The following is a 17,689-nucleotide window of genomic DNA, read 5'->3' as shown; positions in this document are numbered from 1 at the left end:
TGGCAGCTTTTTTCGCATATAATAAGAGCAATAAGTTAGAAATGGGGGAGACAATGGAAACAGCAGAGATAACCTCGTGGCTCGTAAAAATTTTATTCTTATTAAACTTTTTGTTTGCCATTGTGGTTGTTTTTTTAGAAAGGCGTACCCCTGTTTCTACATGGGCCTGGTTAATGATTCTATGGTTTATTCCTGTTCTTGGATTTGTTTTATATCTTATGCTGGGTCAAAATTTAAGCCGAAAGAAAATTTTTAAATGGGATAAACATGTCTATGCTTATATCAAGAGAGAGGTAGTTAAACAGATGGAGCAGCTAAAAGCCAAGAAGCTCCATTTTCATGATCCTGTTGGCAAAGAGTATCAAGATCTAGTGTATTTGCATCTAAACAATGATGAAGCACTACTGACCCAAGATAATCAAGTAGAGATTATTACGGATGGCTTATATAAATTTGAACGTTTGTTTGAAGATATACGCCGGGCCAGCAAACATGTCCATTTGCTATATTACATTATAAAAAGTGACGAGCTTGGCAATCGATTAGCTGATTTATTATGCGAAAAATCACGTGAGGGGATAGAGGTTCGCGTCCTATTTGATGAGAGTGGATCACGCTGGCTGTCTAAGGGATTTGTACGTCGAATTAGGCAAGCAGGTGGACAGATTGAGCCTTTCTTTCCTGCCAAGATTCCACTATTAAATTTGCGTGCTAATAACCGTAATCACCGAAAGATTGTTGTGATTGATGGAGAGATTGGCTATATTGGGGGCTTTAACATTGGGGATGAGTATTTGGGCAAAAATCCTGCCTTCGGTTATTGGAGAGATACACATCTAAGAATAGAAGGCTCTGCTGTTGATGATTTGCAATCACGCTTTATGCTAGATTGGAAGCAAGCATCTGGGCGAGATATGGCCTTTCGAAATTATTATCAAATTCCCTCTGATCCCCGTGGAGACATTCCGCTACAAATTGTTTCAAGCGGTCCTGATTCACGATGGGAGCAAATTAAGAATGGATACATGAAATTAATCCTAACAGCAAAGGAATATGTGTATATTCAGACCCCGTATTTAATTCCTGATGATAGTATTCTGGATGCTTTGCGTATTGCAGCTTTATCTGGTGTCGATGTCAAAATTATGATCCCTAATAAACCGGATCACCCCTTTGTTTATTGGGCTACTTATTCAAATGCAGGTGAGTTATTACGAGCTGGGGCAAAGGTATATACCTATGAGAATGGCTTTATGCACGCTAAAACAATTGTCGTAGACGATAAGCTTTCCACAGTAGGAACTGCTAATATCGACGTGAGGAGTTTCCGCTTAAATTTTGAAGTGAATGCTTTTGTCTACCATTCCCATACAGCTAAACAACTGGCTAATCATTTCTTAGCTGATGTAGAGCTATCATCTGAATTAACACTGGAAAAGTATAAACAACGTCCATTATCCATTCGATTAAAAGAATCTGTCTCGCGGTTACTGTCAGCAATTTTATAGGAGCCCATTTGTTACTCGGGGCTCCTTTTTTGTTTGGTAAGAGTAATACGAAAAACCGTTTTTTCTAAAGGGCTTTCATCCAATTCAAGCAGACCGCCATGTAATTGGACAATCTTATGAGCGATTGACAGGCCTAAGCCAGTTCCCCCATCGGTTTGTCGCGAGTGATCTCCTCTGACGAAAGGGTCAAAAATATGGCGTTGTACATGAGCTGGAATGCCGGTACCATTGTCAGCAATTTCAATGATGATAGAATCGTTTTGTTCCTGAACAGCGATGCGGACGTTTGTTCCTATTGGGTTATATTTAATTGTATTGGAGATCAGATTACTAATTACCCTACTCATATGACGATAATCAAAATCGTACAAAATTTCGTATTCGGGAACTTGAATATGTAATTTAAATTGTTTTTCTTCCATGTCATCTAAGAAATCAACCGTAATCTCTCTAATGAACTCACATAAATCATAGGTACGAATGGAAAGGGGGTACTGACCATCATCTAGTGTTAGGAAGTCAAATAAAGAATTAATCAAAGCATTTACACTCTGTGACTTATTATAAATGAGCTGCAAATAACGCCTTTTTTTCTCTTCATCCACAACCATATCATCCTGTAGGGCTGAAGCGTATCCCTGAATACTTGTGATAGGTGTTTTAAGATCATGTGATATATCCATGAGCATACGCTGCTTGCTTTCTTCCAATTTTTCCTTCTCGGCGCGGGTAGCTTCTAGTTTATCTGCCAAAAAGTTAAATGCATCGCGGATTTTTCCAAATTCACTTTCAGCCTTTAAATGAATACGAGCTTGATAATCCCCGTCAATCATCTTTTTAATGGCAATGGTGATAGTATGAAGAGGTACACTGATTTTTCTAGCTGTCCACCGACTATATAACAATATGATAATAATAATCGGTATAAATAGAAGCAAACATGATTTTAGGATAATCTTGCTGACTTGAGATACTGTGTGGTCAAAATTTTTAAAGTATTGAATGTCAATATTAATACTATCTCGTGGAATTTTAACCAAACAAATGTATTTCTTATTACTTTCGGTAGTAAATGGTGAAATAGAGTAATAGTAGAGTTGCTCCTCTGTATTGTCTAAATACTGATATAGCTCCTCTTCCGTATAATGATAGATCGAATCCATTTTCACCCCGATAACATGGATGATCTGTCGGTCAGAATTGAGGATTTCTACCCAACCTTCGTTTTCCAAGATGGCATTTGCCCTAATATTTTCGTAGTCATCTGATACGATGTCCTTCGCTCGATAAATAGGAGATAAGCCTTGTTCAACGCTTGAGTTTATTTGATAGACTAGATAACCGAGCGCTATAGTTAAAATGGAGCTAATAATAAATATAAAGATGCTATAATTCCATAATAAAGTAGAGTGGATTTTTTTATGTTTCATTGTTAGCTGACCTTCTTTGTTCGGATGAAAAATGAACCAGCTTATAGCCTAGACCTCGAACTGTTTTTACATAAAGTGGTTTTTTGGGGTCCGGCTCTATTTTATCACGCAATTTGCTAATATGAACCATGATGGTGTTATCGTCACTGTAAAAGGGATCGCCCCATACTTTTTCAAAAATCTGGCGTTTGGTAAATACACGATTGGGCTGTTCCATAAACATCTGAAGCATTTTATACTCGGTTGATGTTAGAGGAATTTCCACCTGATTTCTACATAAGATGCATTGGTTTTTATGTAAGGTTAAATCTCCTACAGTAAGAATTGACAAAGCCTGTGTTACTTCCTCGTTCCATGGATTCAGATGATAGGAACGACGCAGCTGTGCTTTGATTCGGGCTACGACCTCTAAGGGATTAAAAGGCTTGGTAATATAATCATCTGCCCCCATACCTAATCCTAAAATAATGTCGTGATCTTGACTGCGAGCTGACAAGAAGATGACGGGGAGCGTGTAGTCCTGACGTATTTGTGTAAGTAAATGCAAGCCGTTAAGCTTAGGCATCATAATATCAATTAAAACTAGGTCTATTGAGTGATTCTGAATATAGAGAAGGGCTTCTTCTCCATCTGAGGCTTCAACGACTCGCAAGTTTTCTTTTTCTAAATATAATCGTAGTAATTCGACTATCTCTTGCTCATCATCGGCAACCAGGATTGTCCGATTCATTCTCTTTCCCCCCGCTAAATCTATAAGTAAAACACTACTCACTATTCTACACGTTTTGGAAAAACGTGGTGATATTTTTAGGAAATAGATAAAAATTCATCTTCAACAAAACCTAGGAAGTTTGCACCTGTCTTAATTTCAGATACAATAAACAATAAGAAAATCAGTTTTAAAGGAGTAGATAGAATGGCATTGATCGACGTGGCTGATGTAAAGCAAGAAATGGCTAGTCTGTCCAAACGACTGGCGGATATTAGGGGGTCTCTTTGACCTCCCAGAAAAGCTAGAGCGTATAGGTGAATTGGAAGAGCGGATGTTAGCTCCAGATTTTTGGGATGATAATGATGCTGCACAAAAAACCATCGGAGAGCTTAATGGGATCAAAAGTCTGACAGATACGATGGGTCGCCTAGACACCTCCTATGACGATTTACAGATGATGCTAGAGCTGGTGATTGAAGAAGGCGATAGCTCCCTTATTTCCGATCTGTATGAGAGTACACAGGAGTTAAAAAAGACCTTTGAGGACTTTGAACTAGAATTGTTGTTGAGCGATCAATATGATAAAAATAACGCCATTCTGGAATTGCATCCAGGAGCTGGTGGAACGGAGTCACAGGATTGGGGTTCTATGCTATTGCGTATGTATACACGCTGGGCTGAACGCAAGGGCTTCAAAGTAGAGACGTTGGATTATCTACCAGGTGATGAAGCAGGGATTAAAAGTGTTACGCTGTTAATTAAAGGACACAATGCGTACGGATATTTAAAGGCGGAAAAAGGAGTACACCGATTAGTACGTATCTCGCCGTTTGACTCTTCAGGGCGTCGTCATACCTCTTTTGTATCGTGCAACGTATTACCGGAGATTGGGAACGATAAAGAAGTAGATATTCGCACCGAGGATTTAAAGATTGATACCTACCGTGCCAGTGGTGCAGGGGGACAGCATATCAACACGACGGATTCTGCGGTCCGCATTACTCATCTGCCGACTGGTATAGTTGTGACGTGTCAAGCGGAGCGTTCTCAGATTAAAAACCGTGATCGAGCTATGAAGATGCTATTAGGCAAGTTGTTCGAGCTGCAAAAGCAAGAGCAAGAGAAAACACTAGCTTCGATTCAGGGAGAACAGAAGGACATTGCTTGGGGCAGTCAAATTCGTTCGTATGTATTCCATCCCTACAGCATGGTGAAGGATCATCGTACCAATATGGAGATAGGCAATGTGCAAGCAGTGATGGATGGAGAGCTTGATCCGTTTATTGATGCTTATCTACGCTTTCAATTACAATAAAGAACAATTACTTTTCTTTAAAAGAAGAGGCTGAAGAATGCTAGATTTTTTCAGTCTCTTTTTTGCTAGATAATAATTTAGAAATAAAAAATAGAAAAAGTATTGCATTTCACAGATTGCTATGTTAGACTATAGAAGTCAACACGATGCGGGTGTGGCGGAATTGGCAGACGCACCAGATTTAGGTTCTGGCGGGCGACCGTGGGGGTTCAAGTCCCTCCACCCGCACCATTTGTTTGCCGGAGTGGCGGAATAGGCAGACGCAACAGACTTAAAATCTGTCGGGAGTATTCCCGTACCGGTTCAAGTCCGGTCTTCGGCACCATATAAGAACAGTGAGCGCTTTTGCAAATATGCAAAAGCGCTTTTTCATGTTTTTTGTGTTTTTTATTTGACAGTTTTGATATATTGCTCTTTTCTAAAATGTTTTACAATCTTATGAACACTGATACAGAAACTAAGAAAACGCATACTACTATGATATACTACATTTAGCAAATTACACCAATTTGGATGTAGCTTAGCTAATGGTAAAAACAGAGAAGTAAGTGAAGTAAAGGTAACACAGGTACAAACGGTAATGGCTATATAGTCTACTGCTCGTTTGTACCTATTTTTAGTTGCAAAGAAAGGGAGGCAATCAAAAAAATGAAACGTTTAGCAACTGTATTGATGGTAGGAGCTCTTGCTGTGGGATTAACAGCCTGTGGTGGACAACAATCACAACCAGCACCTGAAGAAAAGCCGGCAGCAGAGAAGGCAAGTGGAGATACAGCGACTGCATCAGCAGGAGAAGAAAAATTTAAACAAAGTAGCTGTATTGGCTGCCATGGTGTGGACTTGAAGGGAGCAACAGGCCCTTCCTTGGAAACAATAGGTAGTAAATACAATAAAGATGAAATTTTAGAGATCATTAAAAATGGAAAAGGTAGCATGCCAGCCAATATGTCTAAAGGGGAAGATGCAGAAACGATTGCAGCTTGGCTAGCAGAAAAGAAATAAAAATAAAATGGGATGAGGTCCTGAGGGTCTCATCCTTTTTAAACAAAAATAATAATTGTAATCAATCCGAATTTTTATTATTATTAATGTATATTTATGCATAAAATCTAGGAGTGAGAGCGATGAAACGTATTGGGATTATTGGAGCCACTGGATATAGCGGTATTGAACTCATTCGTATCTTATTGCAGCATCCTGAGATAAACATACATAGTCTTTATTCTAGCTCAGCAGAAGGCAGATCATTGACTGAATATTTCCCTCATTTGCAGAGTGCAGATCTACCTGTTTTACAAGGCATTCAGTCAGAGAAGATTGCGCAGGAGAATGATGTAGTATTCTTAGCGACACCTGCTGGGGTTAGTGCTGAAATAACACCTGCTTTAATTAAGGGAGGAGTGAAAGTTATCGATCTATCTGGTGATCTCAGGCTACAATCTCCTGAGGTTTATCAGGAATGGTATAAAAAATCACCAGCAACGAAAGGTGTTTTGCAACAGGCTGTCTATGGTTTGCCGGAATGGAACAAAACCAAACTGAAAGAAGCCTCTGTAGTTGCTAATCCAGGCTGCTATCCAACCGCTACCCTACTTGCACTGCTACCAGTTCTTCAAACAGACTGGATTAAACCTGAAAGTATTATTGTTGATGCTAAATCAGGAGTCTCAGGTGCTGGGCGTGGAGCGTCTCTTGGTGTGCATTATAGCGAATTAAATGATAGCTTTCACGCTTATAAGGTAGGACAGCATCAGCATACACCAGAGATCGAGCAGGGAATTTTACAAATGACGGAGAAAGACATAACCATTCAGTTCACGCCTCATTTGGTGCCAATGACTAGAGGGATTTTGACTACTAGTTATATTAGTATAGATAAAAGTAAGGATGTAGCTTTTACTGTAGAAAGCTTACAAAAGCTATATGAACATGCCTATCAGGACGCCCCTTTTGTTCGTGTAAGACCATTTGGGTCCTATCCGCGCACGAAAGAGGTACTTGGGACAAATTACTGCGATATAGCTCTTCATTTTGATGAAAGAACGGGGCGTATTATCGTTTTATCTGTCATTGATAACATGGTGAAAGGTGCCGCGGGTCAGGCGATCCAAAATATGAATTTGTTGTTTGGATTTGAAGAGACGCTGGGTTTACCTATACATGCCCTTTATCCGTAGTGGTAAAGCACAGAACTTGAATGAAGTGTAAGGTATTCTAGGTCAACTACTTATGAATAGGAGACTTTTAAGATGCTACACGAGGTTATGGTAATCAAATGCGGTGGAAGTATGCTGGAACAATTGCCTGAATCTTTCTACAACAAGCTTGCTACCCTACAAGCGGAAGGAAGATCTATTGTAATTGTACATGGAGGCGGACCAGCGATAAATCAAATGCTAGAGCAATTGAAGATCGAACCTACCTTTTCTAACGGATTGCGAGTCACGGATGAACCTACCATGCAAGCTGTGGAAATGGTATTAAGTGGTCCAATCAATAAATTGGTTGTTCGAAAGCTATTACATGCAGGTGGAAAAGCATGGGGATTAAGTGGAGTAGATGGTTCCTTGTTGCAAGCGGTAGAGAAAACGCAAGGATTAGGATTGGTAGGAAACATTACTGTGGTAGATCAAGCTCCTCTTCAATTGTTGCTTTCAAATGGCTATATTCCAGTCGTGTCACCTATTGCCGTATCAGAGGATGGTAGAACACGATATAACTGCAATGCAGATACAGTAGCAGGGGCGATTGCATCTGCTCTAGGGGCGAAGCAATTGCTGATGTTAACAGATGTACCAGGGATTTGGGCAGAGAATGAGCTAGGAGAAAAACAATTGCTACCAACTGTTACGACTGAAGACATCCAATTGATGATGAAGAACCAAATCATTACGGGTGGAATGATTCCGAAAGTTCAAGCTGCTTTAGATGCACTTGCCCAGGGAGTTCAGGAGGTTGTTATTTGTAAGGGAGAGGCAGAAACGCTTGATGGTGTAGTAAAGGGAATGGCTGTAGGTACTTCTATTTCAGCGGAGATGTCACGAGGACAAGATTCACAAGCTTTCATTTCTAACAAAGTTTAGTAGGGAAAAGGAGAGGGAATCATGACTGTTTATACAGAAAAAATGCATGTGATGAATACTTATGCACGTTGGGATGTTACGATTGTCAAAGGTAGCGGCACTACGGTCTGGGATCACACAGGTAAAGCGTATGTAGACTGCACATCAGGCATCGGTGTCACATCGCTGGGACATTGTCCTCCCGCCGTATCAGCTAAACTACATCAACAACTAGATACCTTATGGCATAGCTCCAATTTAACGCAACATCCACTGCAAGAGGAATTAGGAAAAAAACTGACTGAGCTGTCTGGATTGGATCAAGTGTTCTTTTGCAACAGCGGCGCGGAAGCGAATGAAGCGGCGATTAAAATAGCTCGACGTTATGCTCAAAAAAGTAAGGATGAGAATCGGTTCGAAATCATTACGTTTGAGCAGTCCTTCCATGGTAGAACGTTAGCTACGTTAACAGCTACAGGTCAGCAAAAGGTAAAAGAGGGCTTCAATCCGTTACCTGCTGGATTTATTACTGTACCATATGGGGATGTAGAAGCAGTGAAGAAAGTAACTACAAACCAAACGTGTGCAGTATTGCTAGAGCTTGTACAAGGAGAAGGTGGCGTGCATCCAGCATCAGTGGATTTCGTGACTGGACTATACGAGTGGTGCAAACAAAATGATATCTTATTTATGATAGATGAGGTGCAGACAGGTATTGGGCGAACAGGAGAATGGTTCAGCTACCAGCACTATGGAATCGTTCCCGATGTGGTTACACTGGCTAAAGGATTAGGTAGTGGTTTTCCGATAGGAGCAATGATAGCGACCGAAGCGGTAGCCACGGCCTTTTCTCCAGGATCACATGGAACCACCTTTGGGGGGAACCAATTAGCTACAACAGCTGGAATGGCAACCCTTTTGGAAATGGAGAAACAGAACATTTTATCCCATGTAAAAGAAATGAGCGAGTACTTGCTTGATGCCCTAAAAGAAGTAGCAAAACAATATCCCGATCAAATAAAAGGAGTACGTGGGCTAGGATTAATGATTGGTTTAGAAATGACTGGTGAGGCTAGCGTGTATCTAAAAGCGGCTCAGCAAAAAGGCGTATTATTGCTACAAGCAGGTCCAAATGTTATCCGTCTATTACCGGCGCTTATTATCCAAAGGTCAGAAATCGACCAATTAATTCTAGTGCTAAAAGAGATTTTGGAGTCAAAAAAGAAGTAGTACAACCACATATCAGAAGCAATCATTGCAATGATTTTTGAATTAATTCAGAAAAATCATTGCATTTTTTTTGGAGTGAATGTATTATTATACAAAAATAACGAATATATATTCATTAAGAGGGATTGTTGGGAATTTTCTTAGGATAGGAGCTGGCTGGGGTGGATAAGTATTTACAAAGCAAAAATATAGGGTTTCTTACGTTAGAGAGCGGAGAAGTATATACAGGTAAGCTTTACGGAGCTCCACTTGCTTCATACGGCGAGGTGGTTTTTCATACAGGAATGACTGGATATCAGGAGGTGATGAGCGATCCTTCCTTTTATGGTCAGATCGTCACCTTCACCTATCCATTGATTGGTAATTATGGTGTTAATGAAACCGATTATGAGTCTACTCAGCCTGCTATATCTGGCATGGTTGTCAGTCAGCTTTGTCAAAAACCTAGCCATTTTCGTTCCCAGATATCTTTAGATACTGCTGCAAAGCAGTTTGGCTTCCCTATATTAGCCGGAGTAGACACGCGGTCTATTACACAAAAGGTACGGCAGGGTGGTCTGCTTTATGGTGTGCTAGCTGATCAGCCTATGACAGCAGAGGAGATCGCTTTGCACAAGCTTCGTCATGAGGAACGAATCTTTGTAGAGCATGTTTCCAGAACCCGCTCAATCACCTATCGAGGAGAAGGCGAGCATATTGTTGTTATTGATTTGGGCATGAAGCACTCGATTTTGCAATCTCTATTAAAGCTTGGATGCAAGGTAACGGTCGTACCTTATCAGACGCGCATGGAAGAGATTAGAGCTATGCAGCCAGATGGCATCGTCTTCTCCAATGGGCCTGGCAACCCTGAGCAATTACGAAAATATTGTCCGCAATGGCGTACATTGGCGGAAGCATTTCCGACATTAGGAATTTGCTTGGGGCATCAAGTGCTGTCGTTGATGTTTGGGGGACAGACAGAGCGGCTTCCCTTTGGGCATCGTGGAAGCAATCATCCTGTAAAAGAGCTAGTCACTGGAAAAGTATATATGACTTCTCAGAATCATAGCTATGTGGTGAAGGAAGAGGGATTAGATAAACAAAACGTAGTGGTCACCTACCGAAATGTAAATGATGGCAGTGTGGAAGGTATCCGACATACTTGTTTGCCGATTATGAGCGTTCAATTCCATCCAGAAGCACATCCGGGACCGGATGATACCTCACATATTATTGTGACCTTCTTGGAGTCCGTACAAATGATAGGAGCGAAGCATTATGCCTAAACAACAACACATTCATAAAGTGCTGGTAATCGGTTCGGGTCCGATTGTGATTGGGCAGGCAGCGGAGTTTGATTACTCTGGGGCACAAGCTTGTCTTTCACTAAAAGAGGAAGGCGTAGAAGTTGTGTTGGTAAATAACAATCCAGCTACTATCATGACCGACGCACAGGTCGCAGATAAGGTGTATCTGGAACCGTTAACTGTGGCTTCTATAACAAAAATTATTCAAAAGGAACAACCAGATGGATTGCTACCAACACTAGGCGGTCAGACAGGACTCAATTTGGCAGTGGAATTAGCTGAGTCAGGTGTATTAGAGCGTTATGGGGTAGCTTTGCTTGGGACTCCCTTGACTGCTATACAGAATGGTGAAGACCGCGAGTTATTTAAACGGATGATGAATCACATTAATGAACCTGTTCCTGAAAGCATAACAGTAAGTACTGTACAGGAGGCTCTACAATTTGCTAATCAGATTGGTTATCCCGTGATTGTTCGTCCAGCATATACACTCGGAGGAGCTGGGGGAGGAATTGCTCCTGATCAACAGGCTCTCGAACAGATCGCTGAACAAGGACTAGCGGCAAGTCCGATTCAGCAGGTGTTAGTGGAACGGAGCGTAAAAGGCTGGAAAGAGATTGAATATGAGGTCATGCGAGATGCAAACGATACCTGCATTATCGTTTGTAATATGGAAAATATGGACCCTGTTGGTGTTCATACGGGAGATAGTATCGTTGTAGCACCTTCTCAAACATTAACAGATCGTCAATATCAAATGCTGCGTAGTGTTTCTACTAAGGTAATTCGGGCGTTAGGTGTAGTGGGTGGTTGTAATATTCAATTTGCATTAGATCCATATTCAGATCGTTATTATCTAATTGAAGTAAATCCGCGGGTCAGTCGTTCCTCTGCCTTAGCTTCAAAAGCCACAGGCTATCCGATCGCAAGGATTGCCGCAAAATTAGCATTGGGTTATCACCTGGACGAGGTACTCAATCCTATCACCGGTTATACCTATGCTAGCTTTGAACCAGCACTGGATTATGTAGTGGTCAAAATTCCACGTTGGCCCTTTGATAAATTTCCATTAGCTGATCGCAAGCTAGGAACACAAATGAAAGCAACCGGCGAGGTGATGGCTATCGCTCGAACTTTTGAAGCGGCTTTGTTAAAAGCTCTCCGCTCTTTAGAGATTGGTTGTCATTATCTCTACCGAAAGGATATAGCGTCTCTATCCACAGAGGAATTGGAGAAAGTGTTAGATATTGCTACTGATATTCGTCTATTTGCTGTAGCAGAAGCGCTACGACGTGGTATGAGTTTACAAAAGCTTCACGAGAAAACAGAAATTGACCCTTTCTACTTAAATCATATCGAGTCCATTATCCAGTGGGAGAAAAGGTTGGAAACATCATGCTTAGACACATTAAGCATGGAAGAGCTGAGTATGTGTAAGGAAATTGGATTTACGGATCAGACAATCGCTTGGATCATGAAGGTCCCCGTAAGTGAAATCTGGAAAAAACGACAGCAATGGGGTCTCATGCCGGTCTATAACATGGTCGATACGTGTGCGGGAGAGTTTGATGCAAAGACAGCCTATTATTATTCCACATGGCAAGGCAAGAATGAGGTAGTATCGTTATCCGCGAAAAAAATATTGGTACTAGGCTCAGGCCCCATTCGTATTGGGCAGGGGATTGAATTTGATTATTGTTCCGTCCATGCAGCTAAAGCTTTGCAAAAACAGAAGCTGAAAGCCATCGTGGTTAACAATAACCCAGAGACAGTGAGTACCGATTACGAGACGGCTGACCATCTTTATTTTGAGCCTTTGCATATAGAAGATGTGTTACATGTAGCTAAGCAAGAAGAAGTAGCTGGAGTACTCGTCCAATTCGGTGGGCAGACCGCGATTAATTTGGCAAGTGCTATAGAAGAAGCGGGACTGACAGTCTTAGGAACAGCTTTAGAGCAAATGAAGCGAGTTGAGGATCGAGAGCTTTTTTATCAGTTGCTCCAAAAGCTAAATATTCCCCACATACCAGGAAGGGGAGTCTATTCCACAGAAGAGGCGATTCATGTTGCTACTAGCATCGGCTATCCTGTACTGCTACGTCCATCCTACGTCATTGGAGGCCAGGGAATGACGGTCGTGCATGATGAGAGCGAGCTACGTACAGCCATGCAAGACTGGATTGATGAACAAGTTGATACCAGTTGCTTCCCTTTGTTGATCGATCAATTTATAGCGGGTATGGAAGTGGAACTAGATGCGATATCCGATGGCTATGATGTATTAATTCCCGGAATTTTTGAACATGTTGAGAAAGCAGGGATACATTCAGGAGATAGTATTGCATTGTTTCCTGCCCAGAATCTCACAGATCAACAGAAGCGGCTGATAGTTCACTATACCAAGAAGATCGCGAAGGAAATGCAAGCGATCGGTTTCATTAATATTCAATTCGTACTAAAAGATTCAAATGTCTATGTATTAGAAGTAAATCCGCGTGCTTCACGAACAGTGCCGATTACGAGTAAAGTGACCAATATTCCGATGGTGGAATTGGCTGTGCGAGCCTCTCTGGGGGAACGCTTGGCGGAGATGGGCTATGGGCTTGGACTTTCACAAGACATTGATTTTTTTGTTGTAAAAGCTCCTGTGTTTTCCTCAACTAAGCTAGTGGGAGTTGATCCTTTACTTGGACCTGAAATGAAATCCACAGGTGAAATTCTGGGTCTTGGTAGAACAGTAAAGGAAGCATTAAGTAAGGCCTTTACCTACAAGCAACATACGAATAAACGACTAGCTAGTGGAGATGGTCTATTTCTTTCGCTAAACGATGCTGACAAAGCAAGCGTACTACCTTATCTCCAGGAACAAAACGAATTGGGTATTCGCCTGTATGCAACAGAAGGGACGGCTCATTTTTTGATTCAGAATGGCATTGAAATTGCACAAATATGTAGGGGATTACCTGATTATATGGCATTGGTGAAAGCAGGAGCAATTCAAACCTCCTTAATAACCGCTACAAAAGGAAATCAGGCAGAACGTAAAGGATTTCAATTGCGTAGCTTATCTGTTCAACATGGCATTACGTTGTTCACTGTTGTCGAGACGTTTGCGGCCTACCTACAAATCAACCAAGAAAAGGAGAGCGAAAGTAATGAAGCCTGTGAAGACCTTGGATCTCTATGCAGACATTCAACCCTCTCGCTATAGAGGAAAAAGTACGCTACAGATTGATGAGTGGAATAAGGAAGAGGTACTCGGACTACTGCATTATGCTAGTCAAATAAAATCGATGCAAAAAAGCGGTAAGGCCTATCAGCCATTAGCTGGGAAAACGTTAGCGATGATTTTTACTAAATCCTCCACCCGTACTCGTGTTTCTTTTGAGGTTGGTATGTATCAATTAGGGGGAAGTAGTCTGTTTTTGACTGATAAAGATCTACAGCTAGGTCGTGGTGAAACAATTTCAGATACAGCTAAAATTTTGTCTAGTTATGTAGATGGAATTATGATTCGGACTCATGCACACGAAGATGTGGTAGAACTAGCAAAGCACGCTAGTGTACCTGTTATTAATGGGCTAACTGATTTATATCATCCTTGTCAGGCTTTAGCTGACCTTTTAACTATACAAGAACACAAGGGTAAATTGCAGGGAATTAAGCTAGCCTTCATTGGAGACGGCAATAATGTGGCGAATTCACTTGTCTTAGGGGCGGTTATCCTCGGATTAGATGTACGTGTCGCTACACCTCCAGGATATGAGATGCAGAAAGCTATTGTTGAAAAGGTAGAGGAATATGCTACGCAATATGGTGGGAAATTTATGATGACCCATGATGTGTATGAAGCTGTTGATCAAGCAGACGTTATTTACACGGATGTATGGACCAGCATGGGCTTTGAAGAAGAGAATGAGCAACGTTTAAAAGATTTTGCTTCCTATCAAGTAAATAAAAAACTGGTGGCAAGAGCTGACTCATCTTATATCTTTATGCATTGTCTGCCTGTGCACCGTGGTGAAGAGGTGACAGCAGAGATTATTGATGGACCTCATTCTGTGGTGTTTGAGGAAGCAGAAAATCGTCTCCATGCACAAAAAGCATTGCTAGCTTCTGTAATGTAAATTCCTTGTGAACGATATGGAAATAATGTAATTTTATAGTACAATATGTATAATTACCCAGAAAAACACTACGAAATGGAGAGACAACAATGGCAAAAGATAAAATTGTTTTAGCGTATTCTGGTGGTTTAGATACTTCTGTAGCAATAAAATGGTTGCAAGATACTTATAGCTATGACGTAATCGCGGTAGCCCTTGATGTGGGGGAAGGAAAGGATTTGGAGTTTGTCCAAAAAAAAGCGATGCAAGTTGGTGCATATAAATCCATCGTAGTAGACGCGAAGGAAGCCTTTGCGAATGAATATGTTTTACCAGCTTTACAAGCTAATGCCATGTACGAAGGAAAATATCCTTTGGTATCAGCGCTGTCTCGTTACTTGATTTCTAAAATTTTGATTGAGATCGCGAATCAGGAGGGAGCAGTAGCTGTTGCTCATGGATGCACTGGTAAAGGAAACGATCAGGTGCGCTTTGATATTTCATTTACCGCCCTACATCCAAATATTCAAATTGTTGCGCCAGTTCGTGAGTGGGGTTGGACACGTGATGAAGAGATCGAGTATGCCAAGAAAAATAATATTCCCATCCCGATCAATCTAGATAACCCATATTCAATCGACCAGAATCTTTGGGGAAGAAGCTGCGAGTGCGGCGTTCTAGAAGACCCGTGGGCTGCACCACCTGAAGGAGCTTATGAATTAACTGCCTCGATTGACGATGCTCCAGATCAAGCGGAAGAGATTGAGATCAGTTTTACAAAAGGTGTTCCGACTGCTTTAAATGGGGAAGCAATGACGTTAGCTGAGCTAATTCTGGCTTTAAATAAGATTGCAGGCAAGCATGGAGTCGGTCGGATTGACCATGTGGAAAATCGCTTAGTAGGTATAAAATCTCGTGAAGTATATGAGACGCCAGCTGCTACTACACTCATTCTAGCACATCGGGAGCTGGAGTTTCTGACACAACCTCGTGAAGTCGCTCAATTTAAACCAATCGTGGAACAAAAAATGGCTCAAGTGATTTACGAGGGTCTCTGGTATTCTCCAATTCGTCCTGCCCTACAGGCCTTCATTAAAGAGACTCAGGCAAATGTAACAGGTATTGTTCGTGTCAAGCTCCATAAGGGTCAGGCTATTGTCGTCGGACGTAAATCAGATGCGTCATTGTATAGTCATGAATTGGCTACCTATAATTCTGGGGATCAATTTGATCATAAAGCAGCACTTGGCTTTATCAAATTGTGGGGATTGCCTACAAAGGTATATTCGCAGATTAATGATGAAAACAATGCCGAGCTTGAAAATAACTTTGCTACAGATGCTTCTCCTTCTACAAGTAAAACAGCAAAGGAAGCGATCATGCCATGAAACTTTGGGGAGGACGTTTTACTAAACCAACCAATCAACTCGTAGATGAATATACAGCTTCTATTTCGTTTGACCAGAGACTATGGCGTCAGGATATTGTGGGTAGCTCGGCGCATGTAGCCATGCTCGGAAAATGCGGCATTCTGTCTATGGATGAGGTACGTCAAATCATTGCTGGCTTGAAAAAGGTAAAAGAAAAGATCGAGCAGAAGCAGGTTCAATTTGACATAGCGCATGAAGATATTCATATGAATATTGAAAAACTATTAATTGAAGAAATAGGAGCCTTAGGTGGTAAACTCCACACAGGTAGAAGCCGGAATGATCAGGTGGCGCTAGATATGCATTTATATCTACGTGAAAAACTGATGGAAATTATTGAATTAAGCATGTACCTACAACAGGCATTATTAGATCAGGCCCAAAATCATTTGGAGACCGTTATGCCTGGGTATACTCATTTACAACGGGCGCAGCCAGTGCTTTTTGGCTATCATTTGATGGCATACGTATCTATGCTACAACGAGATTTGGAACGGATGCAGGATTCATTTAAAAGGGTAAATACATTACCTCTCGGAGCGGGAGCACTTGCTGGGACTACTTTTCCGATTGATCGACAGTTCGTTGCCTCTATGCTTCAGTTTGACGGGATTTATCAAAATAGCATGGATGCAGTGAGCGATCGAGATTTTATTATCGAGTTTTTATCCAATGCTTCCTTATTAATGACCCATCTCTCCCGCTTGTGCGAAGAACTAGTTATTTGGAGCAGTCAGGAATTTTCCTTTATTGAATTAGACGACGCGTTTTGCACTGGTTCTAGCATCATGCCACAAAAGAAGAACCCTGATGTAGCAGAGCTTGTCCGTGGAAAGACTGGACGTGTCTACGGGAATCTAATCGGAATGCTAACGGTACTAAAAGGACTACCGCTCGCCTATAACAAAGACATGCAAGAGGATAAAGAGGGCATGTTCGATACAGTGGAGACGTTACATGGAGCACTGGCTTTGTTAACGCCTATGATTTCTACTATGCAGGTAAAAACGGAGCAGATGCGAAAAGCAGTCACACAGGATTTCTCTAATGCGACGGACTTGGCAGATTATCTAGTAACGAAACAAATTCCGTTCAGACAGGCACATGAAATCGTGGGAAAAGCGGTTCTGTACTGCATTGAACGTCAAAAATATTTGCTAGATCTTACCTTAGAAGAATTCCATGGGTTTTCCCCGCTTATCGATCAGGATGTGTACCAGGCACTAGATATTAATGCGGTCGTGAATGCACGTAATGTACTAGGTGGAACGGCCAAACAACAGGTTGAACAGCAGATTCAATTTTACCAGCAGCAAGGAAAAGGAAACAAAGCGTGGGTGGCAACACATAGTCAAAAGGTTATGGTGGAGGCCTTGGTGGATATTAAGTCGCCTGTTGTATAGGTGAAAATAGACTGTAATGCTGTAGCGACAAAGGGGATCAGCTGGTTCAAAGCTGGTCCCCTTTGCTGTGAACATTCTCTAGTCAACAAAAAATATTCTATGAGATGGGGAAAATACCTGAAGATCATTTCGTTAAAAAACGGGCTAGAAACTAGGTTTTACTTGGATAAGAACTTATGTCAAAAAAGTAAGAAAATAGTTGTC

At 41.4% G+C, this 17,689-nt stretch carries 13 protein-coding genes and 2 tRNA genes; 13 read left to right on the top strand and 2 right to left on the bottom strand.

The features are described 5' to 3' along the window. The first annotated feature begins 53 nt into the window (after positions 1-53). The gene (cls, locus tag BrL25_RS08530; protein ID WP_018669809.1) at positions 54-1,508 is read left to right on the top strand and encodes a cardiolipin synthase; all 1,455 of its coding nucleotides are present in this window, start codon (positions 54-56) and stop codon (positions 1,506-1,508) included. Positions 1,509-1,519: 11 nt separating this feature from the next. Here the strand turns inward: cls and BrL25_RS08525 are convergent, their stop codons facing one another. Next, positions 1,520-2,938: a HAMP domain-containing sensor histidine kinase gene (locus BrL25_RS08525; protein ID WP_018669810.1), complete on the bottom strand. Its 1,419-nt coding sequence runs from the start codon at positions 2,936-2,938 to the stop codon at positions 1,520-1,522. Then, positions 2,928-3,668 (bottom strand): response regulator transcription factor, encoded by a 741-nt coding sequence (locus BrL25_RS08520; protein ID WP_018669811.1) that lies wholly within the window; start codon positions 3,666-3,668, stop codon positions 2,928-2,930. The genes BrL25_RS08525 and BrL25_RS08520 overlap by 11 nt, the downstream gene beginning before the upstream one ends. 195 nt (positions 3,669-3,863) lie before the next feature. Here BrL25_RS08520 and prfB point away from each other — a divergent pair. From prfB to argH, 12 genes are all read left to right on the top strand, one after another. Beyond that, a protein-coding gene (gene prfB / locus BrL25_RS08515) for a peptide chain release factor 2 (RefSeq protein WP_236847642.1) occupies positions 3,864-4,965 on the top strand; the annotation gives its coding sequence in 2 pieces (ribosomal slippage) (positions 3,864-3,935 and positions 3,937-4,965; 1,101 coding nt in all). A gap of 148 nt (positions 4,966-5,113) precedes the next feature. Further along, positions 5,114-5,196: transfer RNA gene (locus BrL25_RS08510), tRNA-Leu, on the top strand. Positions 5,197-5,203: 7 nt separating this feature from the next. After that, positions 5,204-5,290: transfer RNA gene (locus BrL25_RS08505), tRNA-Leu, on the top strand. 323 nt (positions 5,291-5,613) lie between these two features. Further along, the gene (gene cccB, locus BrL25_RS08500; RefSeq protein WP_018669813.1) at positions 5,614-5,967 is read left to right on the top strand and encodes a cytochrome c551; all 354 of its coding nucleotides are present in this window, start codon (positions 5,614-5,616) and stop codon (positions 5,965-5,967) included. Positions 5,968-6,089: 122 nt separating this feature from the next. Beyond that, entirely contained in the window at positions 6,090-7,142 is a 1,053-nt protein-coding gene (argC, locus tag BrL25_RS08495) for an N-acetyl-gamma-glutamyl-phosphate reductase (protein ID WP_018669814.1), read from the top strand. A gap of 72 nt (positions 7,143-7,214) precedes the next feature. Then, positions 7,215-8,048 (top strand): acetylglutamate kinase, encoded by an 834-nt coding sequence (gene argB / locus BrL25_RS08490; protein ID WP_018669815.1) that lies wholly within the window; start codon positions 7,215-7,217, stop codon positions 8,046-8,048. Positions 8,049-8,069: 21 nt separating this feature from the next. Further along, positions 8,070-9,257, top strand: coding sequence for an aspartate aminotransferase family protein (locus tag BrL25_RS08485; protein ID WP_018669816.1), 1,188 nt, complete (start codon positions 8,070-8,072; stop codon positions 9,255-9,257). A gap of 161 nt (positions 9,258-9,418) precedes the next feature. Continuing rightward, a complete protein-coding gene (locus BrL25_RS08480; protein WP_018669817.1) occupies positions 9,419-10,525 on the top strand; it encodes a carbamoyl phosphate synthase small subunit in 1,107 nt (368 codons plus the stop codon). Beyond that, on the top strand, positions 10,518-13,757 hold the full coding sequence (carB, locus tag BrL25_RS08475) for a carbamoyl-phosphate synthase (glutamine-hydrolyzing) large subunit (RefSeq protein ID WP_018669818.1): 3,240 nt from the start codon (positions 10,518-10,520) through the stop codon (positions 13,755-13,757). Before BrL25_RS08480 ends, carB begins: the two co-directional genes overlap by 8 nt. After that, positions 13,702-14,673 (top strand): ornithine carbamoyltransferase, encoded by a 972-nt coding sequence (gene argF / locus BrL25_RS08470; RefSeq protein WP_018669819.1) that lies wholly within the window; start codon positions 13,702-13,704, stop codon positions 14,671-14,673. The genes carB and argF overlap by 56 nt, the downstream gene beginning before the upstream one ends. Positions 14,674-14,762: 89 nt before the next feature. Next, positions 14,763-16,040: an argininosuccinate synthase gene (locus tag BrL25_RS08465; protein ID WP_018669820.1), complete on the top strand. Its 1,278-nt coding sequence runs from the start codon at positions 14,763-14,765 to the stop codon at positions 16,038-16,040. After that, positions 16,037-17,485, top strand: coding sequence for an argininosuccinate lyase (gene argH, locus BrL25_RS08460; RefSeq protein WP_018669821.1), 1,449 nt, complete (start codon positions 16,037-16,039; stop codon positions 17,483-17,485). Before BrL25_RS08465 ends, argH begins: the two co-directional genes overlap by 4 nt. Positions 17,486-17,689 lie beyond the last annotated feature (204 nt).

The organism is Brevibacillus laterosporus DSM 25, from assembly GCF_002706795.1.
Classification (GTDB): domain Bacteria; phylum Bacillota; class Bacilli; order Brevibacillales; family Brevibacillaceae; genus Brevibacillus_B; species Brevibacillus_B laterosporus.
The sequence above is the reverse complement of the archived record's forward strand: the minus strand, read 5'-3'. Positions and strand labels throughout refer to the sequence as shown.